The sequence below is a fragment of the Stenotrophomonas sp. ZAC14D2_NAIMI4_6 genome, from assembly GCF_003086875.1.
Lineage (GTDB): Bacteria > Pseudomonadota > Gammaproteobacteria > Xanthomonadales > Xanthomonadaceae > Stenotrophomonas.
The window spans coordinates 3,970,928-3,992,912 of sequence record NZ_CP025996.1 but is presented as its reverse complement, the minus strand read 5'-3'; the positions used below and the strand labels follow the sequence as shown (position 1 = coordinate 3,992,912).

Here is a 21,985-nt window from a genome sequence, read left to right as displayed (position 1 = left end):
CGTTCGGGCGCTTGCGAAGCAGTGCTTCGCAAGCAAAGCGCCCTCACCCATGGGGGCTCGTAGGCGCCATCCATGGCGCCTGCGGTCCTGCAAGCCCACACCACCCCGCCCCCGACAGTTTCCTGCGATCTGTCGGAACGGCACGGGGTCGGATCCCGTTGTTTCGCAACGGGCTCTGACCCCATTCCTGCTCTGGTAGGTGTCGACCTTGGTCGACACGGCGGACGTCATGAACGTCTGAACGACCGGCTTCTGCTTTTGAATTTGATTTTCCTGATCTTTCCCGTGGTGGCGCGGGAAACTGTCCGTGGCCGGGAGGGTGGGTTGGCTGGGGGCGTGAGCCGCATGGATGCGGCGACCGAGCTTACATGGACGTACTTGCAGCGTCCCCCAGCCAACCCACCCTCCCGGCCAACCCCGAGATCCTGCTCTTAACCACCACGGAGGGGCTCCGCCGTTGGCCGATCCGGCCGAAGGCCCGCCCTGCGCGCGATACAATGACGCCCATGAACACCCCCCAGGACTCCAGCCTCGGTCGCGAGGTCAGTTACCCGTCGCAGTACGATCCCGGCCTGCTGTTTCCCATCCCGCGCACCGGCGCCCGTTCGGAAATCGGCCTCGATGATGCCGCGCTGCCGTTCGTCGGCCATGACCGCTGGCACGCCTTCGAACTGAGCTGGCTCGACCCGCGTGGCAAGCCGCAGGTGGCCGTGGCCACCGTGCAGGTGCCGTGCACCTCGCCGCGGCTGATCGAATCGAAGTCGTTCAAGCTGTACCTGAACTCTCTCAACAGCACCCGTATCGACAGTGCCGAAGCTCTGCGCGAGCGCCTGGTTGCGGACCTGTCGGCCTGTGCCGGTGCGCCGGTGCAGGTGGAATTCGGCCTGCCGGAACTGCGCGAAGCGCCGCTGGGTGAGTCCATCGACGGGCTGGAGGTGGAGATCGACTGCTATGGCCCGCCGCAGGCCAATTATCTGGCCGCCGACGCGGGCAACGTCGTGGAAGAGACCCTGGTGTCGGCCTTGCTGAAATCCAACTGCCCGGTAACCGGCCAGCCGGACTGGGCCACGGTCAGCCTGCGCTACCGCGGCCCGAAGATCGATCGTGCCGGCCTGCTGCGCTATCTGGTCAGCTACCGCGAGCACGCCGAGTTCCACGAGCAGTGCGTCGAGCGCATCTTCAGCGAGGTGTCCGCACGCTGCCAGCCGCAGTGGCTGGAAGTGGAAGCGCGCTACACCCGCCGCGGTGGCCTGGACATCAATCCCTGGCGTGCCAGTCCCGGCATCGCAGCCCCCGCTGCGACCTACCGCGAGCTGCGCCAATAAGCGCCGCCGGGCATGGCCCGGCGCTACCACCGCAGGGGATGGCCGGCGCCTACGGGTAGCGACGGGCCACGCCTGGCGAGCGCAGCGGCCATCGGCCACCCCGATTGTTCAGCCGCCCCGGGGGGCGGCTTCACATCTGCACCATCCCCATTTAACAACCGCCATGTCACCGTGCATACCACGTAGTCATGCAGACGGGAGTGTGTGGATGAGTACCGAGAAGAAGGCCGATTTCTCCGGCGTAAGCGCCAGCGCCGACAGTACCGCGCAACAGGTTCCCAAGGCGGACTTTTCCGGCGTGAGCGCATCGGTGGACAGCACCGCTGAGGTTGTCAGTGGCGGCACTTACACCGTGCAGAAGGGAGATTCGCTGTCGAAGATCGCCAAGCAGCACCTGGGCGATGCCAATGCCTGGAAGAAGATCTTCGAGGCCAACCGCGATGTGCTGGACGACCCGGACAAGATCTTCCCGGGCCAGACCCTGAAGCTGCCGCCGAAGTAAGCCGGACCCGCAACCGGCCCACGATCACTATCCGAACATGCCTGGGAGAAACCACGAATGATCAAGACCACGCCGCTTCAGAATGCCCTGCTGGCCGCCCTGCTGGGCAGTGTTGCCCTGGTGGGCTGCAAGAAGAAGGAAGAATCCACCGATACCAATGCCGCCCCGGCCGCCACTGCCCCGGCCGAGCCGGCACCGGCGCCGATGACCGGCGCGCCGCCGCCGATGGCCGCGGCAAGCGCGGTGGCCGTGTCCTCGGTCACCGTGGGCAAGAGCGCGGCTGCGGACAAGTCCGTCGCCACGGCCGCCCTGTTTGCACCGAAGGATGATGTCGTCGTTTCGGTGAAGACCGATGGCGCGGCCAGCAACGTCAACGTCGGCGCCAAGCTGACCTTCCAGGACGGCCAGGTGGCCGGTGAACAGAGCGCCACGCTGAACACCAGCGGCGCCGAGACCACCAACATCACGTTCAAGAATGCCAATGGCTGGCCGGCCGGCAAGTACCGCGCCGAAGTCATGGTTGATGGTAAGGCGGCCGGAACGCCGCAGGAGTTCGAGGTCAAGTAAGTCCCGCCGACTCTCTCCCGGTTGGACTCACGATGGACGCAGCCGCGAGGCTGCGTCTTTTTTGTTGGGCGGTTGCACGCTGGGCCGCATCCACGCATGGCGTGGATCTACCCGAACGGCCGCCGCGCAGGGTGTAGGCCACGCCACGCGTGGGCGCGCGGCGATGGTTGCAACCGATACCACGGCAATGGATCACTGCGTTGCCGCAGCGCAGTACCTTGGCGTATGGCATGGCTTTGCCCCGCGCGGCTGAAAACGCGACAATGCAGGGGTTTCCCCGCCGCGCGCCCACCCTGACGGCGACGAGGGAAAGTGACACGGTTGCACGTGGCCCGGCGCTGGCGCCGGCCTTCCCCTGAGAACTGCTACAGAGTCCAAGTCCCCCATGTCCAAGATCCTCTATACGCTGACCGACGAAGCACCGTTCCTGGCGACCCAGTCGCTGCTGCCGATCATCGACGCCTATACCGCCACCGCTGGCATCGTGGTGGAAACCCGTGACATCTCGCTGTCCGGCCGCATCCTGTCGCAGTTCCCCGAACTGCTGAGCGATGCGCAGAAGGTCAGCGACGACCTGGCCGAGCTGGGCCAGCTGGCGACCACCCCGGACGCCAACATCATCAAGCTGCCGAACATCTCCGCCTCGGTGCCGCAGCTGAAGGCGGCCATCAAGGAACTGCAGGACCAGGGCTATCCGCTGCCGGATTACCCGGAAACCCCGGCCGATGACCAGCAGCGCGACTACAAGGCGCGCTACGACAAGGTCAAGGGCAGTGCGGTGAACCCGGTGCTGCGCGAAGGCAACTCCGACCGCCGCGCGCCGCTGTCGGTGAAGAACTACGCCCGCAAGCACCCGCACCGCATGGGCGCCTGGGCGTCGGATTCGAAGTCGCACGTTTCGCACATGGCCGCCGGTGATTTCTACGGCAGCGAAAAGTCGGCCACGCTGGCCAACGCCGGTGCGCTGAAGATCACCTTCCACGGCAAGGACGGCAGCGCCGTCGTGCTGAAGGAAAAGACCGCGGTCAAGGCCGGCGAGATCGTCGATGCCGCGGTGATGAGCCGCAAGGCGCTGGCCAGCTTCATCGCCGCGCAGATCGAAGATGCCAAGGCGCAGGGCGTGCTGTTCTCGCTGCACCTGAAGGCCACCATGATGAAGGTCTCCGACCCGATCATGTTCGGCGTGGTGGTCAACGAGTTCTACAAGGACGTGCTGGCCAAGCACGCCGACGTGCTGAAGCAGGCCGGTTTCGATGCCAACAACGGCATTGGCGACCTGGCCGCGCGCCTGCCGTCGCTGCCGGAAGCCACCCGCGCCGCGATCGAAGCCGACCTGGCTGCCGAATACGCACAGCGCCCGGGCGTGGCCATGGTCAACTCGGACAAGGGCATCACCAACCTGCACGTGCCGAGCGATGTGATCGTCGACGCCTCGATGCCGGCGATGATCCGCGACTCGGGCAAGATGTGGAATGCCGAAGGCAAGCTGCAGGACACCAAGGCCATCATCCCCGATCGCTGCTACGCGGGCGTGTACCAGGCGGTCATCGACGACTGCAAGGCCCACGGTGCGTTCAACCCGGCCACCATGGGTTCGGTGCCGAACGTCGGCCTGATGGCGCAGAAGGCCGAAGAATACGGCTCGCACGACAAGACCTTCCAGATCGCCGCCGACGGCGTGGTCAAGGTCACCGACGATGCCGGCAACGTGGTCTTCGAACACGCCGTGGAAGCCGGTGACATCTGGCGCATGTGCCAGACCAAGGACGCGCCGATCCAGGACTGGGTGAAGCTGGCCGTCGAACGCGCCCGCCTGAGCAGCACCCCGGCCGTGTTCTGGCTCGATGCCGCCCGCGCCCACGACGCGCAGGTCATCGCCAAGGTCGAGCAGTACCTGAAGGACCACGACACCAACGGCCTGGACATCCGCATCCTGCCGCCGGTGGAAGCGACCGCGTTCTCGCTGGATCGCATCCGCAAGGGCGAGGACACCATTTCGGTGACCGGCAACGTGTTGCGCGATTACCTGACCGACCTGTTCCCGATCATGGAACTGGGCACCAGCGCCAAGATGCTGTCGATCGTGCCGCTGATGGCCGGTGGTGGTCTGTTCGAGACCGGCGCCGGTGGTTCGGCCCCCAAGCACGTGCAGCAGTTCGTGGAAGAGGACTACCTGCGCTGGGATTCGCTGGGTGAATTCCTGGCCCTGGCCGCGTCGCTGGAACACCTGGGCAACCGTTACGACAACGCCGCCGCCCGTGTGCTGGCCAAGGCGCTGGACGAAGCCAACGGCCAGTTCCTGGACAACGACAAGTCGCCGTCGCGCAAGCTGGGTGGCATCGACAACCGTGGCAGCCACTTCTACATCGCCCTGTACTGGGCGCAGGCGCTGGCTGCGCAGAACGACGATGCCGCACTGAAGGCGCGCTTCGCACCGCTGGCCAAGGCGCTGAGCGACAACGAACAGAAGATCGTTGACGAGCTGATCGCGGTGCAGGGTAAGGCCGTGGATATCGGTGGCTACTACCGTCCGGACGTGGCCAAGGCCAGCCAGGCCATGCGCGCCAGCGCGACCCTGAACGCCGCCCTGGAACAGCTGCGCGGCTGATCCACCGCCGCCTGGTTGTGAAGAAGAAACCCGCGCTTCGGCGCGGGTTTCTTTTTGCTGGAGCCAGGGGTCGGTGCCCGGGGTCGGATCCCGCTGCGAAGCAGAGGGCTCCGACCCCATGCCCCAATGCCGTCAAAACGGCATGAAACTTGCCCCCGATGGCCGTCTCAGAACCGCTGTGTGCCCCTTCACCACCCGCTGCAATCTGAGCAGTGGGTCACGGCCCGCCGTGTCTCACTTGTCCTAGCCTTGGCCTGCGAAACCGCCGGGGAGGCGGTTGCCCGGGGAACTCGGATGGCACGCGTGCTGGTGGTGGGAACCGATATCCAGGGCGAGCAGGCACTGCTGCAGCGCCTGCGTGTGGCCTCGGCATTGCCCGACGGGCAGATCCGCCGCAGCCAGGATCTGGATGACTGCGATCTGCTGGTGATCCGCGATACGCCGGCCCTGCGCAATGCGGCACTGCGCATGCGCCAGCAGCGGCCCCGCCTGCAGTGCTGGATAGAAGACATCGGCGGGCAGCTGCGCCGCGGCGATGGTGGCCACGATGTGCTGGACGACGGCGCCATCGGCCATGCATTGCGCGGCATGCAGGCCGCACCGCCGTCCACACCGGTACGCCTGGCCGACGGCGCCCATGCCATCACCCGCCTGCTGCGCGAGCGTTTGCCGTTGCGCCAGGGCCAGTTGCTGCTGGCCCTGGATGGACAGCCGCTGCTGCTGATGGATATCGAACAGGACCAGGCCGTGCTGCTGCAGGAGCCGGCCGCGCTGCTGGTGGAGCGCCTGGCCGACGGATTCGAACACCTGCAGCTGGACGCGCTCACGGCCGCGCAGCTGCAGGCGCTGGCCGGTACGCGGGCGCGCCAGCCGCTGCGCCCGCTGCTGTGGCAATGGGCGCAGCGCAGCCGCCACTGGCAGGCACTGGACGAGCGCCTGCGCGGGGCCACGGTGAAGCTGCTGCGCTGGCCGGATTTCCGCGTGCTGGGCCACGATCACGATGCCTTCCGTCTGTGCTCGCTGCTGCTCAAGCGCGCCAGCACGGTGGATGAGTGCGCGATGCTGCTGGAGCTTCCCGCCGCGGCCGTGCGTGACTTCGTGCATGCGGCCTACCTGTGCGGCTACGCCCAGTTGCAGGGTTCGGTCACATCCACGGCCACGCCGCTGCGCAGCGGCACGCCCGACCATGGCCTGCTGGCCCGTCTGTGGCGCAGCCTGCGCGGGAACGAACGCCATGCGTGAGCACAAGGTGGTGGTGCTGGGCGGCATGGGCAGCGGCAAATCGACGCTGGTGCGCAGCATCGCGGCCGGGGCGGTGATCGATACCGATGTGGCCAACAGTGATCGCGCCGGTGCCGACAAAGCCTCGACCACGGTGGCCCTGGACTACGCCGACATCGACCTGCCCAACGGCGAGCGCCTGCGCCTGTACGGCACGCCGGGCCAGCAGCGCTTCGACTTCCTGTGGCCGATCCTGCTGCAGGGCGCGCGTGGCGCGGTGCTGCTGCTGGACGCGCGCCGCAGTGGCCTGGCCACCGAACTGGACACCTACCTGCAGGCCCTGCAGCCCTTCGCCGGTTCGCTGGCGCTGGTGGTGGCGGTCACCCACCTGGACCTGGCACCTGCAGCGGTACTGGACGACTGGGCGGCACGCGCCGTGCTGGACGGACAACCGCTGCCGCTGCTGCCACTGGATGCCCGCGATCGTGAGCAGGGACTGCTGCTGATGGATGTACTGATGAGCGAAATGGAAGCGCACGCCCTGGTGGCCGCGCATGGCTGACGGACAGCCGGCCCTGCTGCCGGACGAACGACAACGCGCGCGCCTGCAACCGCTGTTGCACGACCTGCGCCAGCGCGTGGAGGGCGTGCGTGCGGTGGTGCTGGCCAGCGTGGATGGCTTTGCGGTGGTCAGTGCCGGTGCCGAAGGGCGCGGTGAACGGCTGGCGGCCATGACCAGCGCCATGCTGGCGCTGGCCGGCGCGGTGGGCCGCGAACTGGTGCTGGGAGAGCTGCAGACGCTGATGCTGGAGGCCGCCGGCGGCAAGGTGCTGATGCTGGCCATTACCGCCGAAGGGCGCGCACCGCTGCTGCTGATGGCCGCGTGCGACCAGCGCAGCGTGATCGGCCAGGTGCTGTGGCAGAGCAGGGAATGTGGCCGGGAGATCCTGGCCGAACTCGGCGGAACGTGAGCCCGGCCGCAGGGGAACCAGGGGCTCGAACCAACAAGATGAAGGGGAGCGCACGTGGCTGGACTGACTGAATCGCTGAATGCACTGATGGGTATCGACGGCGCGCAGGCCGTGGCCCTGGTCGATTACGAGAGCGGCATGCTGCTGGGCGAGGCCGGCGCGGGCATGGACATGGAGGTGGCGGCCGCCGGCAACACCGAGGTGATCCGCGCCAAGATGAAGACCGCCGCCTCGCTGAACCTCAACGACAGCATTGAAGACATCCTGATTTCGCTGGGCAAGGCGTATCACATCATGCGTCCGGTGGCGCGCAAGAAGGGCCTGTTCTTCTACATCGTGCTGGACCGGACCAAGAGCAACCTGGCCCTGGCCCGGCGCAAGGTGCAGGACGTGGAAGCCGAACTGGCGATCTGACCGCCCGCCTGACCGCCTTTCGTAGAGTCGAGCTTGCTCGACTGCTTTGCTCCGGCCCTTCGTAGAGTCGAGCTTGCTCGACTGCTTCTACCCAAGGCAGTCGAGCAAGCTCGACTCTACGGAAAGGCAGTCGAGCAAGCTCGACTCTACGGAAAGGCAGTCGAGCAAGCTCGACTCTACGGAAAGGCAGTCGAGCAAGCTCGACTCTACACAAGCCACCCCACGGCGGCGTATGGTTTACCCATGGCCGCCCTCGACTTTCCGCCGGAACTGCCCCTGCGCCTTGCCCAGGCCATCGCGGCTGGCTTCGAGGATTACCACGCGCGCTTTGCCGCCATCACGGCGCGCGCGCGTGGCCGCTTCGAGCAGCGCGACTGGGCCGGCGCACGCCAGGACGCGGTCGAGCGCATCGCCCTGTACGACCTGTGCATTGCCGAACGCATGGATGCCCTGCGGCGGTTGGCCGGCGAGGCCGTCGGCGAGCGCGCGCTGTGGCTGCAGGTGCATGCGCACTTCACCATCCTGCTGCAGGGGCTGATCGACGCCGAGCTGTACAAGACCTTCTACAACACGCTGTCACGGCGTTTGTTCGGCACCCGCGGCGTGGATCCGGCGGTGGAATTCATCGCCTTCGACATCGAGCCCTCCGATGCGATCACCCACCCGGTGGCCCGCCACACCTACTCGGTCTCGGCCACCCGGCCAGTGGACGCCCTGCAGCGGGTGCTGGCCGACTATCGCTTCGATGTGCCGTATGCCCACCAGTTGCGCTGCGCTGCGGCCATCGCGGTGCGCCTGCAGGACGATCTTGCCCACTGGGGCGATACGCCGGTGCGCAGCATCGAACTGCTCGATACGGTGTTCTACCGCGAGCGCCGCGCGTACCTGGTGGGGCGTGTATTTGGCGAACACCGTTTCTCGCCCTGCGTGATTGCCCTGGTGAACGACGCCGGCGGCCTGCGCGCCGACGCCGTGCTGACCCGCCGTCGCGATGTCGCCCACCTGTTCGGAGTATCGCGCAGCTACTTCCAGGCCGACCTGGCCACGGTGGGCGATGCGGTGGTGTTCCTGCGCAGCCTGCTGCCGGGCAAGCCCATCGATGAGCTGTACACCGTGCTGGGCCGCGCCAAGCAGGGCAAGACCGAGCGCTACCGCACGTTCTTCCGCCATTTCGGCGACCATCCCAACGAGCAACTGGTGCATGCCGAAGGCACGCCGGGCATGGTCATGGCGGTGTTTACCCTGCCCAGCTATCCGCTGGTGTTCAAGCTGATACGCGACCGTTTCGCCTGGCCCAAGGCCATGTCGCGGCAGCAGGTGGAAGAGAAATACGCGCTGGTGTTCAACCTGGACCGGGTGGGGCGCCTGCTGGACGCGCAGCCGTACCGGCACCTGCGTTTCCCGCGTGCGCGGTTTGCTCCGGCGCTGCTGGACGAGCTGCTGCAGCAGTGCGCGCAGAGCGTGCGCGAAGATGGCGATGAGATCGAGATCGCGCTGTGCTACGTGCAGCGCCGATTCCGTCCGTTGAATCTGTACCTGCGCGAACAGAGCGGCGACGCCGTGCGTGCAGCGGTGCTGGACTACGCGCAGGCGATCACCGACATGGCGCGCAACAACATCTTTCCGGGCGACATGCTGCCGAAGAACTTCGGTGTATCGCGGCACGGGCGCGCGGTGTTCTACGACTATGACGAACTGTGCCTGGTCAGCGAGTGCGTGTTCCGCGCCTGGCCGCAGCCGCGCACACCGGAAGAGGCCATGGCCGACGAACCCTGGTTCCATGTCGGCCCGCGTGACGTTTTCCCCGAGCACTTCGGCCCATTCATGGGGCTGCCCGCGCAGGAACTGGCGGCGGTGCGCGAGCACTATCGCCATCTGTTCGATCCGCTGTGGTGGCAGGGGCTGCAGGCGCGTTTCGCGGCCGGCGACTACCCCGATACGCCCCCTTATGCGGGGGCGCACCGGCTGGCCTGAGCCTTGGATGCCCTGGCCGTGATGGGGTAGCCTGTGGCCTTCATGCACAAGGAGTGGCTGTGATGCGTACATCTCTTTTCCTGGCCGTGGCCCTGGCAGTGGGTGCCGGCGCAGTGACCTTCGACAGCGCGCAGGCGCAGACCGCGCGGGAAGTGCGCAAGCAGGCCGAGGCCAGCCTGACCCTCACGGGCGTCATCGATATCGGCCGCGAAGGACAGGTGGAAGGCTTCCGTCTGGACAAGCGCGACAAGGTAGGCGAGGGCGTTGCCGCACTGGTGGAAAGCACCGTGGGCCAGTGGCGTTTTGAACCGGTGAAGGTGGACGGCACTGCCGTGCCGGCACGCACGGCGGTGCGGCTGCGCCTGCTGGCTGACAACATGTCCGAGGAAAGCATGCAGGTGCGGGTGGCCGACGCCAACTTTGGCCCGGCCAATGCCAGCAAGGGGGCCAGTACCGATGAGGTGAAGGGCCTGCGCCTGACACGACCGGAATACCCGCAGCGTGCGTGGGCCATGCGCGGGCAGGGCATGGTGCTGCTGCTGGTGAAGGTCGCCCGGGACGGTACCGTGGCCGATGTCGTGGCCGAGCAGACCAACCTGACGTCGGTGGGCCCGGCGCGCACCATGGACCTGCTGCGCAAGACCCTGGCCGATGCCAGCGTCAGGACCGCAAAGGGCTGGACCTTCACCCCGCCCACCACCGGCAAGTACAAGGACAGCGAGTTCTGGACCGTGCGCGTGCCCGTGCATTACGACATCGACAACCGCGAGGAACGCTACGGCCGCTGGTCGGCCTATATTCCGGGCCCGCGCCAGAAGGCGCCGTGGATTACCGGTGAGGATGCGCAGGCCACCGGCACCGATCTGCTGCCCGCAGGTGGCGTGTACATGGTCGGCACGCAGGACGGCCCGCGCCTGTTGACCCCACTGGGCTGAGGCGGGACCGCCATGCCCGCACGCTCAATCGGCGTGCGGGTACACCACCACCTGGTTGCGGCCCTGTTCCTTGGCCAGGTACAGGGCCTTGTCGGCCAGCCGCAGCGCCTGCTCCACGTCGGCATGGAAGCTGGGGAAGTGGGCCACGCCCAGCGACACGGTGATCGTGCCGACCGGGGCGAAGGCTTCGTCGGCGATGTGCCGGCGCAGCCGTTCGGCGGCCTGGCGTGCGGCATCGGTGCCGACGCCCGGCAACAGCAGCAGGAATTCCTCGCCGCCCGCGCGGCACAGCACGTCGGTTTCGCGCGAATGCCGGCGCATCTGCTCGGCAATATGCACGATGGCGGCATCGCCCACGTCATGGCCATGGGTGTCGTTGATCGACTTGAAGCGGTCGATGTCCAGCGCCACGATCGCGAACGGTACGCCCTGCGCCTGCAGCAGCTCCAGTGCGTGCTGCAGGCCACGGCGGTTCAGCAGCCCGGTCAGAGGGTCGGTGCGGCTGGCCCGGTTCAGCGAGCCGATGCGGTCCTGCAGGGCATTGAAGCTGTACAGCACTGCCTGCTTCAACTGCGCCACTTCGAAATACCAGGCGCGGATGCCGGTCACGTGGTTGATGGCGTTGCCGGTGTCTTCGCCTTCCTGCACGTTGCGCGCCAGCTGCCACAGCGGCAGCGAGATGCGCCGTGCGAACCACCAGGTGATCAGCAGCGACAGCACGCCCAGCGGAATGGCATTCCAGATGACCGAGCTCATCAGGCGCGACAGCGGCTGCAGGGTCGCTTCGGTGGGGCGCTGGGCGATGATGCCCCAGCCGGTGGCCGGCACCGGCGCGTAGCCGGACAGCTGGGCCACGCCATGGTTGTTGACCAGCTGCTGGCTGCCGGAACGGCCGCGCATCAGCGCCTTCACCGCCGGGTTGTCCAGCGCGTAGGTGCCCACTTCCTTCGCATCGTTGTGGTAGATGATGCGGCCGTTGTGGTCCACCACGTACAGGTACGAACCATCGCGGTAATAGTGCTTGCCCAGCAGGGTATGCAGGGCGCTGCGCTGGCGCAGGTACAGGGTGCCGCTGACGTAGCCCAGGTAGTTGCCCTGGCGGTCGAAGATGGGGTGCGACAGCGAGATCAGCAGTTTGCCGGTGGCCGACTGGTACGGATCGCTGATCAATGGCTGGCGCCGTGCCAGGGCCAGCTGGCTGCCCACGCTCTTGAGCACTTCACCCTGCAGCTGCAGGGTCTGCGGTGAGGTCGCGATGACCAGGCCATCCACGTTCACCACAAGCGAGGAATTGAAGCTGCTGGACTGCAGCTGCAGGCGGCTGGCCTCGCGCTGCGCCTGTTCCGGTTCCAGGCCGGTTTCACCCAGCCGGGTCGCGGCGTAGGCCAGCTGCTGCTGCGCCGACAACAGGAAGTTCTGCGTGGTCTCGGCCAGTTTGCTGGCGTAGACCCGGTTGGCCTCCAGGGTGTTGCCCACCAGCTGGTCGCGCTGCACGCGGTAGCTGGCCAGCAGGGTGTTGGCCAACGCAATGAGCGTACTCAGCAGGGCCAGCGCAAGAATCAGCTTGCCCAGGTTCAGGCGGTTGGAGATCGGTGGCATGCGGCAGCGGAGCGCGGCGCGAACAATCGCAGCCTGCGCAGACGGTGGGGGAACCGCCATTATGGGCACATTCGCGCGCGGCGGGGTTAACTCCGGTGCCCCGGTGTCATCGTTGCAGGCGGCGCCGCAGCGTATCGCGCACGCGTTCGGCACCGGCCGCCTCCAGCGGTGCAAGCACGCCACGCGCGTCCTGCGGCACATGCGCGGCCGTATGTTCGCCCGCCTCGAACACATAGTGGTCGAGCATCGTGCGCCAGTGTGCGCGTTGTTCCGGCGGCAGGTCGCGCAGTGCAAGGATGGCCAGCATCAGCGCGTTCATCGGTGAATCCATCCACGCCGGCACCGGTCGCCACCAGCTGTTGACCAGCACGTTGAACGCTTCCAGCCCTTCCATGTGGTGCCACCACAGCGACGGAATGAACACCGCATCGCCGGGCGCCAGCTCGGCCATCTGGGCCTGCGCCCACGCTTGGGCGAAGCGCGGGAAGCGCTGCAGGTCCGGGGCATGGAAATCGACCAGGCTGATTGCCTGCCCGGCCGGGGTGAAATCCAGCGGCCCCACGTACAGGTTGTCGATCTGCTCCGGTGCGAACAGGGTGACGCGGCGGCGGCCGGCCGCCACGCAGGCCAGGTTGTCCGGCACGTCCTGGTGGGCGGCGATGCGCGAGCGGTTGCCGATCCAGATGCTGGCCAGCGGGTCGGCCACGCCGAGGTGCAGTGGATTGGTTTGGCTGAAACCGGGCAGGAAGCTGTCCAGCGTGGTCGACGCCACATAGATGGACGGCGGCGCGGGATCACTGGCGTACTTCAGCAACGTGGCCAGCACTACCTTCAGCGGAATCTGTTCGCGGCGGAAATTGAAGCCGCTCATGTCTTCGTTGTAGAACAACCGGCCGCGGGTCTCGGGCGCGGCGGTGGTCGCCGTTACCGGCATCTGCCCATGGTCGAAGCCGGCCAGGTGGGCCACCGCTTCGGCCGCGGAGCGGCGCGCTGCGGCCACCAGTGGCCAGTGCGCCACCAGCCCACGGATCACCTTCGGCGTCGTCCAGGTAGGCAGCTGCACGTGCAGCTGTGCCGGGTCCAGGCCGTGGATCTCTTCGATGGGGCGGGGCGGTGAAAGCATGCGCGGGTATCCGGGGCAGTGTGGAGCCGGGCCTGGGCTCGGCCCCACACTACTGCAGCCGGTCAGAACTTGTAACGCACGCCGAACATGTAGCGCGGGCCGGTCTGGGTGGCGTAGCGCAGCATGTTGGTGTGGCGCGAATAGGTACGCATGGTCTCGTCGGTCAGGTTGATCGCTTCCAGGCTCAGGCTCAGTTGCTCGCTCACCGCGTAGCTGATATTCAGATCCAACTGGCCGTAGGCGGCGGTGTAGTTCGGGTTCGGGCCCTGGCCACCGATGCCGTTGAGGAACTTGTCGCGCCAGTTGTAAGCGGCACGGATCTGCCAGGCGTTCTTGTCGTAGAACGCAACCACGTTCGCCGAGTCGCTCAGGCCGATCATCGGGTACTGGTCACCCAGGCTGAGATTGTTGAAGGTCAGCCCGGACTTCACCTTGGTGTAGTTGGCGGCCACGCCGAAACCGGACTGGCCGAACAGGTGCTGCACCGCCACTTCCCAGCCATCGAGGTGGTCCGAATGCTGGTTGGCCGGCACGGTGATGTCGAAGCCGGCAATCGGGTCGGTCGGCACGCCTTCGATGGTGCCGGTCAGCTGGCCGGCCGAATTGACCCCGGTGAAGTTCACGCCCGGGTCGCCGGCGTGGTTGGTGAAGATGTAATCGCGGATGCACGGCATGTCGGTGCCGCCGCACGAGGCCAGCGCCTCGTTCCAGTACGCACCACCGACCGGCGTGTGCAGACTGCCGGCGTTCTCGCGCACCACGGTGTCGCTGATGAAGTTCTTGATGTTCTTGCGGAAGAAACCGGCCGAGGCGTAGCTGCCTTCGCCGTAGTACCACTCCAGCGACAGATCGAAGTTGTCCGAGATCAGCGGCTCCAGCCCCGGGTTGCCGCGGTTGCCGCTGCCGCCCTGGGTGCGCACGATGTCGGCCAGTGACTGGCCGCTCTGGATCTGCGTCCAGCTCGGCCGGCCCAGCGTGCGGCTGTAGCTGCCGCGCAGTGCCAGCGTCTCGCTCAGATCCAGCTTCAGGTCGACATTGGGCAGCACATAGTCGTACTTGCCGCGGCCACCGACGAAGCTGCTTTCCGGTGCGTACACGATGTTCAGTTCATTGGCCGAGCCCCAGCTGATGCCCGTGGGCACGCGCACCATCGCGCTGGATTCCACTTCGGTCTGCTCGTAACGCACGCCGGCCGCCACGTGCAGCGGCATCGACCAGTCGATGGTGGTGCGGTACTGCAGGAAGGCGCTGCGGGTCTTTTCGGTGGTACGGATGTCTTCGGAGTACTCGGTGGGCGCGTAGTAGCAGGTCGGGCAGGCCGGATCGGCGTCGGTGCCGACCTGCGCGGCGCGGTCGATCAGGCGGTCGAAATCGAACACCAGGAACTGGCCGGTCAGGCGCGGATCGCTGTGCCCGGAGAAGGCCTTGAAGTACTTGGCCATGTTGTCCGCATACCAGATGTCATCGGCATAGTCGGACGGCGAACCCAGGCCGCCCCAGGTATTGCGCTGCATGATGGCCGAGGCCGAGCGGTTTTCCACCTGGGTGTGGCCGATGCCGAAATCCAGTGCCGAGTAGTCGGCGAAGCGGAACGTGCCGCGGCCCTGGTACTGCTGCACCTTGGATTTGTTGTAGCTGTTCTGGAACACCGAGCCGGTGACCAGTGCATCGGACGCCTGTACGCCCCCCGGCGGCAGGGCGATGTTGATGATCGGCAGGTCACCGCTGTAGTCGACGGTGGTCTTGCCGCGTACGAAGGCGGCCACGCCGAGCACGCCGGCCGAGCCGTAGGGGCTGTCCGGCTGCGATTCGGCCTGGGAACTCTGTGCGTCGAACGACAGGTCCAGCGCGTCGTTCACTTCCCAGTCCACGTTGAAGCCGAGCGAGTGCATGTCGGTCTTGGTCGCCAGGCGCGCACCGCCCATCGACACGTCCGAGTTGGTCATGTCCTCGCTGTAGATGATCGGCGCCGCCACCGGGCCATTGGTCCAGGTGCTGTCGCCCGGGCCGTAGTTGAACCACACCGACAGCTCGCTGCGCTGCTGCTGCACCTTGTTCTCGACATAGGTGTAGTCCAGCGTGGTCGTGACATTGTCGGCCGGCTTCCACTGGAAGGTGGCCTGCGCGTTGGTGCGCTGGCGCTGCACGCCGTTGACGTTGTACGCGGTGTTCTGCGGCCGCCCATACACATCGTTCGGACCCGGCCGGTTGGTGATGCGGTCCGAGTAGCCCTGGCCCGGCTGCGGCAGGGCACGCCAGTCGGTGGTGTTGTTGCCGTAGAGCGTGGCCCAACCCTCGGCCACGGTGGCCTGGTTGAAGCCGGAATCACGCTCCTGGTGGCTGGCACTGAGCGACACGCCGAAGCGGTCGTCGGCATAGCGCTGGCTGAAGATGCCCGACAGTTCGCCGGTCACGTTGGAACCCTGCAGCGTGCGCGGCAGGTTGTCGTTGGACGAATCGTTGACCGCCTTCAGGCCGAGGCTGATCACCGGCTCTGATTCGAGCGGGCGCAGTGTCTTGATGTTGATGGTGGCACCGATGCCGCCGGCCGGATTGTCGGCGCGGCTGGTCTTGTAGACCTCCACCGCCGAAATCGATTCCGAGGCGAGATTGGCGAAGTCGAACGAGCGCGACCCGTTCAGGCCACCACCGCCGTTGCCGAGATTGGACGCCGGCATCTGCCGGCCGTTCAACAGCACCAGGTTGTAGTCGGGGCCGATGCCGCGCACGGTCACCTTCGAGCCTTCGCCACTGGACGTGCGGTCGATCGATACACCGCTGATGCGCTGCAGTGATTCGGCCAGGTTGGTATCGGGGAACTTGCCGATGTCCTCGGCAACGATGCCATCGACCACGCCCTGGCTGTCCCGCTTGAGGTTCATGGAAGACTGCAGGCTGCCGCGGATACCGGTGACCTGCACCGTATCGAGCGTGGCCGGGTCGGGAGCTTCGCCGGCAGGTGCGTCCTGCGCCCAGGCCGGTGCAGCGAGCGCTGCCAGCAGCGCGGAAGTGAGCATCTTCTTGCGAGGTACTGCCTTGTACGTCTTCATGGAAGCTCCCTCCCCAGGGAATTCGGTGGTGTCGTTGCGGCGTCTTCTCGATGGCGGGTTACTGCACGTGGCCGGATTGGAGCGACGGTTGACAGCGTTGTCAACAAACTGCCATCAAGTGCGCCTCGGCAACGTGCGCGCAGGCCGCGATGTAACCGTTGCCATGAACGCGCTCATGCTGATGAATTGCCTTTGGTTGCAGCATTTGCAGCGGTTTTCCAGCCATGACAGCGCTGCCAATGGATCGGTGGAATCGTGTTGTGCGGTGCAGAACGGAACTGCGCGGATGCAGGTGCAGCGAGCTGGGGACGAGGGTGTTGGTGCGATTGACAGCGCTGGACAAACGCAATGCCCGGAGGATGTCGTGCATGTCCTCTGGATGGCGTGAATCAATGACCGATAGGACAGGTTCTGGACACGACAACGACGACGGACGGACAACGCCTGCAGCTCAGTGTGCGCGTGCAGGCTTGTCATCGCGCACGGCAAAGCCGCCGCCGCTCGCGTGCATGCACGTGTGTGGGAACCGGCAACGGACGCGCAGGTCCGCTGCGGCGGGGAGCGTCAGCGTCGGCGCGGTGCGGCGGTCGATTCGCGGTCCAGCACCGCGTGTTCGACCGTGATCATGCGTCCGGCCGTCTCGGTGCGGATGTGCTCGATCAGCTGCTCGGTGGCCAGCCGGCCCATATGCGCGGTCGGCTGGCGCACCGTGGTCAACGCCGGGTAGATGTGGCCCGCGATGGGGGTGTCGTCGAAGCCGCACACCGACAGGTCGCGCGGCACGCGCAGGCCACGCTCGCCCGCCACGCGGTACACCGCGGCGGCCATGTCGTCGTTGGCGGCGAAGATCGCCGTCGGCGGATCATCCAGGTCAAGCAGGAGGTTGGCCGCGTCCACGCCGGACTCGAAAGAGAACTGGCCGCTGACCACCAGTGCCGGGTCGTAGGCGATGCCTGCGTCGCGCAGCGCTTGGCGGTAACCGGCGTGGCGCCACTGGCAGGCACCGTGCGCGCGCGGGCCCTTGATGTGGCCGATGCGGCGATGGCCCTGCGCGACCAGGTGGCCGATCAGTTCAACCACGGCAGTGGTTTCATCCATGCGCACGCCGATGCGGCCTTCCGGGTGGCGTGGCGCGATGCAGGCGAAGGGGATGTCCTGCTCTTCCAGATAGGACAGCACCACCTCATCGTCGGTCAGGGGCGGGATCAGCACCACGCCATCCGGGCGCGAGTTCTCGAACAGCGCGGCCAGGTCGGGCAGGGTGCGGCGGCCGATGCCGACCGGGCCCAGGATCAGGTTGTAGTGCTGGGCATGACACGCTTCCAGCATGCCGCTCTGGATTTCCATCAGGTAGTTGCGCGACGGATTGTTGTAGACCAGCGCCAGTGCATACGAGCGCTGGCCGGCCAGGCTGCGCGCCGACAGGTTCGGCTTGTAGCCCAGCCGCGCCACCGCCGCCAGCACGCGTTCACGGGTCTGCTCGCGCACGTTCGGCTCATGGTTGAGCACGCGGGACACGGTCTTGATCGACACTCCGGCAACGGCGGCGACATCCTCGATTCGACTGCGCATGGTGCGATGGTTCCTCCTGGAAGGCGGCGGGCACGCGGCGATGGTAGTGCGTGCCGGCCCGGTCGATGTTGCCGAAGCAGGCGGATGTTGCCACGACACGAGGGGCGCTGGCACCTCCCGATTTCGTGTCGCGTTGCAGCACCCACGCCGGCCGGCAGCACGCAGTGGGCGCGCCGGAGCCCGCTGTTGCTGGACACGCGCCCGGTTGCACACGAACAACGATTGACAGCAGCGGGGACGCCTTATATGACAGCGCTGTCAGGAGCGGTGCGCAGGCGCCCATGCCGACGTGTTGCCGCAGCCGAACACGCCAGGAACTTCATCCACGGAGGTAGAGCCCAGTGAATCGCCCCACCCAGACCCTTCTTGCCAGCTGCCTGCTGGCCGCCCTTGCCGCGCCCGTGGGTGCCGCACCGGCCAGCGGCGAACGCCTGCAGGACTGGCCGCGCGTGCACAGCGCGATCGCCGCCGATGCGCAGATCGAAAGCCGCGTGCAGCAGATCCTTTCGCAGATGACGCTGGCGCAGAAGATCGGGCAGATGACCCAGGCCGAGATCAAGACGATCACGCCCGAGCAGGTGCGCCGCTACTACATCGGTTCGGTGCTCAACGGCGGCGGCTCGTGGCCGGGCATGGACAAGCACGCCACCGTGCAGGACTGGCTGAAGCTGGCTGACGCCTACCACGCTGCCTCGCTGGCCACCGATGCGAAGACGCCGGTGCCGGTGATCTGGGGCACCGACGCAGTGCATGGCCACAACAACGTGCTGGGTGCCACCCTGTTCCCGCACAACATCGGCCTGGGCGCGGCCGGCGATCCGGAACTGATCGAGCGTATCGGCGAGGCAACCGCGCGGTCGGTGCGCGCCACCGGCATCGGCTGGGTGTTCGCGCCCACCCTGGCGGTGGCCCACGACCCGCGCTGGGGCCGCACCTACGAAAGCTATTCGTCCGACCCGGCGGTGATCCGCAGTTTCGCCCATGCCTACGTCAAGGGCGCGCAGGGCGCGTTCAAGGATGACGGCAACGTGGTCACCACCGCCAAGCACTACCTTGGCGATGGCGCCACCGACAGCGGCCGCGACCAGGGCGAGGCGCTGGTCGACAAGGCGACGATGATCAACGTGCATGCGCAGGGCTACTACGGCGCGCTGGCCGAAGGCGCGCAGACGGTGATGGCCTCGTTCAACAGCTGGAATGATCGTGCCGCCGGCGTCGACTACGGCAAGATGCACGGCAGCAAGGCGCTGCTGACCGACGCGCTGAAGGACAAGATGGGCTTCGACGGCTTCGTCGTCTCCGACTGGAACGGCATCGCCCAGGTGCCGGGCTGCCGCAACGACAGCTGCGCGCAGGCGATCAACGCTGGCATCGACATGGTGATGGTGCCCGACGACTGGAAGGCTTTCATCGACAACACCACCGCGCAGGTGCAGAAGGGCGAGATCCCGATGGCGCGCATCGACGATGCGGTGACGCGCATCCTGCGGGTGAAGCTGCGCGCAGGCCTGTTCGAGCACAAGCCGTCCGACAGCCGCTATGCCGGTGATGCCAGCGCCGTGCAGCACCGCGAGCTGGCGCGCCGTGCGGTGCGCGAATCGCTGGTGCTGCTGAAGAACGACGACAAGGTGCTGCCGTTGCGCCGCGATGCGCGCGTGCTGGTGGTCGGCAAGGGCGCCGACAACATCGGTGACCAGTCCGGTGGCTGGTCGCTGACCTGGCAGGGTACCGAGAACAAGAACGCCGATTTCCCCAACGCCGATTCGGTGCTGGGCGCGCTGCGCGCCGAACTTGGCGCGGACAAGGTCAGCTTCAGTGCCGATGGCCAGGGCGTCGACCCGAAGGCCTTCGACGTGGTGCTGGCGGTGATCGGGGAGACGCCGTATGCGGAAACCAACGGCGACATCCTCGGCTCCGACACCGTGAGCCACAGCCGTGCCTACCCGCAGGACCTGGCCGCGCTGAAGGCCGCGGCTGCAACCGGCAAGCCGGTGGTGACGGTCTACCTGTCCGGTCGCCCGATGTACACCAATGACCTGCTCAACCTGTCCAGCGCCTTCGTCGCGGCCTGGCTGCCGGGCACCGAAGGCAAGGGCGTGACCGACGTGCTGGTGGCCGGCAAGGGCGGCAAGCCCGCGCACGACTTCCGCGGCCGCCTCAGCTTCCCGTGGCCGGGCGTGCCCTGCCCGGCACCGATCGACCAGCCCGATGCGAAGAAGCCGTCGCTGTTCGCGCTCGGCTATGGCCTCACCTACGCCAAGGGCGGCAGGGTTGCCCGGCTCGACGAAGCCGACCCGGACAGCTGCGGCGAAGTGACGGTGCTGCCGATCTTCAACCGCGCCGACACGCCGCCGTTCGCGCTGCACGTGGCGGCCGCAGGCGCGACCCAGCCGCTGGGCAATGATCTCAATGCCACCCTGCGCTGGCCGACCGCCACGCCGGTGGTGCAGGTGCGCACCGTGCAGGTGAACACCCAGCAGGATGCCAAGGAAGTGACCTGGTTGGCCCCCGCGCAGCTGATCGCACGCAGCACCTCGCGGCGCAACCTGGGCGCCCTGGCGCGCAGCAACGGCGCGTTGCAGTTCGACGTGCAGCTGGTGAAGCGCCCGGCCTCGCCGGTGAAGGTGACCATGCAGTGCGGCAGTGGCTGCGAGGGCGGGGTGGATATCGCCCCGCTGCTGGGCAGACTCTCGCCGGGCCAGAAGCAGACGGTGACCGTGCCGCTGGCGTGCTTCGCCAAGCAGGGTGTGGCACTGGGCGCGGTGGAGGCTCCTTTCGTGGTGACCGCGGACAAGCCGTTTGCGGCGGCATTCACCCAGGTCAAGCTTACCGCCAACACGGCAAACGCCGAGGGCGCGGTGGCCTGCCCGTAAGCCGCGCGCCCGTGCGGGCGCACGCCGGTCCGCGCGGCAAAACGGGATGCTGTTCCGTCCGTTGATCCTGGTGCGCCGTTACACTGGCGCGCCAGGAAACGATCCGCGCATGGCGTGGATTCACACACAAGGACGATCATGCGGCGTTTGTTCCAGAGCGTGCGGCTGCTGCCGTACGCCTCCACCGTGAATGTCAGGCTTGTCGGCGAAGCGCAGGCCCTGCTGCAGCAGGTGCGCGAGGGCGCCTACGCGTCTGCCTCGGCCACCATGGCCGGGGTACATGAAGGCGACCAGGTGAACTTCTATGCCTGTCTGGGTGAGCTGAAGGACGCCATGGCGATTGCTGCGCAGTGGCTCGCCGCCGAACCCGACTCCGCCGATGCTGCGTTGCTGCTGGCCTTCGCCGAACTGGGGGAAGCGTGGCGCGTACGCGGCGAGGACTACTATGACGACATTCCCGCTGCGCGCAGGCGCGCGTATCCGCTGAAGTTCCAGGCCGCGCAGACGCGGTTCAAGGAACTGGCCGCGCGCATCAATCCGCCGCCGTTGGCGTTCTATGGGCTGCTGCATTGCGATGTGGTGTGTGACATCGAACGTGATGCGCGCAGCCAGCGCTTCGCACAGGTAATGGCGATGGTCCCCTTCCACGCGCCGTCGGTGCACATGCTGGCCAAGGCCAGCATGGGCAAATGGGACGGCAGCGATGAGCAGATGTGGGCGTACCTGCGCTGGATCAGCGAGCACGCACCGCGTGGCCGCGATGCGCATGCGGTGATCGCCTGGCACGTGGTGGAATGGGCCGAGACGTGGGTGGACGAGTGCAATGCACCGCTGGAAATCGTCGGCGTGGTGCGCGCGGGCAGGGTGTCCGGGCTGGCGGATCTGGTGCGCAAGGCGCTGCTGGACTGGCTGGATGTGCAACCCGCCGGGCTGGCACACGCACTGGCCGGGCGTACGTCCCTGCGCGAACGCCGTCACCTGAGCCAGTTCGCATTGGCGCTGTACTTCAGCGGTGCGTGGGAAGAAGCGCGCGTGGTGATGCAGGCGCAGGGCGGCAAGGTGCCGGTGGAGCCGTGGTGCTATCTGGCCTACCGCGGCAGCAGCATCCTCAGTGAAATGCTGGGCGGCACCCTGCGCTGCGCCGGCCTGGCCCATGACCGCATCTGCCGTGACCTCGGCCTGGACCCGCGCGAGGTCTGCGCGTAAACCCATGCCGCCGGGCATGGCCCGGCGCTACCGGTAGATCCACGC

The 21,985-nt window shown here is 67.0% G+C and carries 17 protein-coding genes; 13 read left to right on the top strand and 4 right to left on the bottom strand.

Annotated features, from left to right (window positions below):
• The first annotated feature begins 506 nt into the window (after nucleotides 1-506).
• The 10 genes from queF to C1933_RS18025 all read left to right on the top strand — a co-directional run bounded on the left by queF (nucleotide 507) and on the right by C1933_RS18025 (nucleotide 10,517).
• The gene (queF, locus tag C1933_RS18070) at nucleotides 507-1,325 is read left to right on the top strand and encodes an NADPH-dependent 7-cyano-7-deazaguanine reductase QueF (protein WP_108754370.1); all 819 of its coding nucleotides are present in this window, start codon (nucleotides 507-509) and stop codon (nucleotides 1,323-1,325) included.
• 208 nt (nucleotides 1,326-1,533) lie between these two features.
• Nucleotides 1,534-1,827 (top strand): LysM peptidoglycan-binding domain-containing protein, encoded by a 294-nt coding sequence (locus tag C1933_RS18065; protein ID WP_108754369.1) that lies wholly within the window; start codon nucleotides 1,534-1,536, stop codon nucleotides 1,825-1,827.
• Nucleotides 1,828-1,884: 57 nt separating this feature from the next.
• Nucleotides 1,885-2,394, top strand: a complete 510-nt coding sequence (locus C1933_RS18060; protein ID WP_108751065.1) for a hypothetical protein — start codon at nucleotides 1,885-1,887, stop codon at nucleotides 2,392-2,394.
• A 385-nt stretch (nucleotides 2,395-2,779) separates the two neighbouring features.
• Nucleotides 2,780-5,002: an NADP-dependent isocitrate dehydrogenase gene (locus C1933_RS18055; protein ID WP_108754368.1), complete on the top strand. Its 2,223-nt coding sequence runs from the start codon at nucleotides 2,780-2,782 to the stop codon at nucleotides 5,000-5,002.
• Between the two features lie 294 nt (nucleotides 5,003-5,296).
• Nucleotides 5,297-6,244 carry a hypothetical protein gene (locus tag C1933_RS18050; protein WP_108754367.1) on the top strand — a complete coding sequence of 316 codons (948 nt, stop codon included), beginning with the start codon at nucleotides 5,297-5,299 and terminating at the stop codon, nucleotides 6,242-6,244.
• A complete protein-coding gene (locus tag C1933_RS18045; RefSeq protein ID WP_108754366.1) occupies nucleotides 6,237-6,785 on the top strand; it encodes an ATP/GTP-binding protein in 549 nt (182 codons plus the stop codon). Before C1933_RS18050 ends, C1933_RS18045 begins: the two co-directional genes overlap by 8 nt.
• A complete protein-coding gene (locus tag C1933_RS18040) occupies nucleotides 6,778-7,194 on the top strand; it encodes a roadblock/LC7 domain-containing protein (protein WP_108751061.1) in 417 nt (138 codons plus the stop codon). Before C1933_RS18045 ends, C1933_RS18040 begins: the two co-directional genes overlap by 8 nt.
• Before the next feature lie 54 nt (nucleotides 7,195-7,248).
• The gene (locus tag C1933_RS18035) at nucleotides 7,249-7,608 is read left to right on the top strand and encodes a hypothetical protein (protein WP_108751060.1); all 360 of its coding nucleotides are present in this window, start codon (nucleotides 7,249-7,251) and stop codon (nucleotides 7,606-7,608) included.
• Nucleotides 7,609-7,851: 243 nt separating this feature from the next.
• Nucleotides 7,852-9,582 (top strand): bifunctional isocitrate dehydrogenase kinase/phosphatase, encoded by a 1,731-nt coding sequence (gene aceK / locus C1933_RS18030; RefSeq protein ID WP_108754365.1) that lies wholly within the window; start codon nucleotides 7,852-7,854, stop codon nucleotides 9,580-9,582.
• A 62-nt stretch (nucleotides 9,583-9,644) separates the two neighbouring features.
• The gene (locus C1933_RS18025; RefSeq protein WP_234412192.1) at nucleotides 9,645-10,517 is read left to right on the top strand and encodes an energy transducer TonB; all 873 of its coding nucleotides are present in this window, start codon (nucleotides 9,645-9,647) and stop codon (nucleotides 10,515-10,517) included.
• A gap of 24 nt (nucleotides 10,518-10,541) precedes the next feature.
• On the opposite strand, the gene C1933_RS18020 is transcribed toward C1933_RS18025, so the two are convergent.
• From C1933_RS18020 to C1933_RS18010, 3 genes are all read right to left on the bottom strand, one after another.
• Nucleotides 10,542-12,116, bottom strand: a complete 1,575-nt coding sequence (locus tag C1933_RS18020) for a sensor domain-containing diguanylate cyclase (RefSeq protein WP_108754363.1) — start codon at nucleotides 12,114-12,116, stop codon at nucleotides 10,542-10,544.
• 106 nt (nucleotides 12,117-12,222) lie between these two features.
• Nucleotides 12,223-13,239, bottom strand: coding sequence for a cupin-like domain-containing protein (locus C1933_RS18015; RefSeq protein WP_108754362.1), 1,017 nt, complete (start codon nucleotides 13,237-13,239; stop codon nucleotides 12,223-12,225).
• A 62-nt stretch (nucleotides 13,240-13,301) separates the two neighbouring features.
• Nucleotides 13,302-16,289 carry a TonB-dependent receptor gene (locus tag C1933_RS18010; protein WP_108754361.1) on the bottom strand — a complete coding sequence of 996 codons (2,988 nt, stop codon included), beginning with the start codon at nucleotides 16,287-16,289 and terminating at the stop codon, nucleotides 13,302-13,304.
• Between C1933_RS18010 and C1933_RS20165 the strand changes: the two genes are divergently transcribed.
• On the top strand, nucleotides 16,288-16,677 hold the full coding sequence (locus tag C1933_RS20165) for a hypothetical protein (RefSeq protein ID WP_159094015.1): 390 nt from the start codon (nucleotides 16,288-16,290) through the stop codon (nucleotides 16,675-16,677). The two genes, C1933_RS18010 and C1933_RS20165, sit on opposite strands and share 2 nt — an antisense overlap.
• Before the next feature lie 176 nt (nucleotides 16,678-16,853).
• Here the strand turns inward: C1933_RS20165 and C1933_RS18005 are convergent, their stop codons facing one another.
• The gene (locus C1933_RS18005; RefSeq protein ID WP_108754360.1) at nucleotides 16,854-17,861 is read right to left on the bottom strand and encodes a LacI family DNA-binding transcriptional regulator; all 1,008 of its coding nucleotides are present in this window, start codon (nucleotides 17,859-17,861) and stop codon (nucleotides 16,854-16,856) included.
• Between the two features lie 341 nt (nucleotides 17,862-18,202).
• Between C1933_RS18005 and C1933_RS18000 the strand changes: the two genes are divergently transcribed.
• Entirely contained in the window at nucleotides 18,203-20,734 is a 2,532-nt protein-coding gene (locus C1933_RS18000; RefSeq protein ID WP_108754359.1) for a glycoside hydrolase family 3 protein, read from the top strand.
• 138 nt (nucleotides 20,735-20,872) lie between these two features.
• Complete coding sequence (locus C1933_RS17995) at nucleotides 20,873-21,940, top strand: hypothetical protein (protein WP_108754358.1); 1,068 nt, start codon at nucleotides 20,873-20,875, stop codon at nucleotides 21,938-21,940.
• Nucleotides 21,941-21,985: the final 45 nt, after the last annotated feature.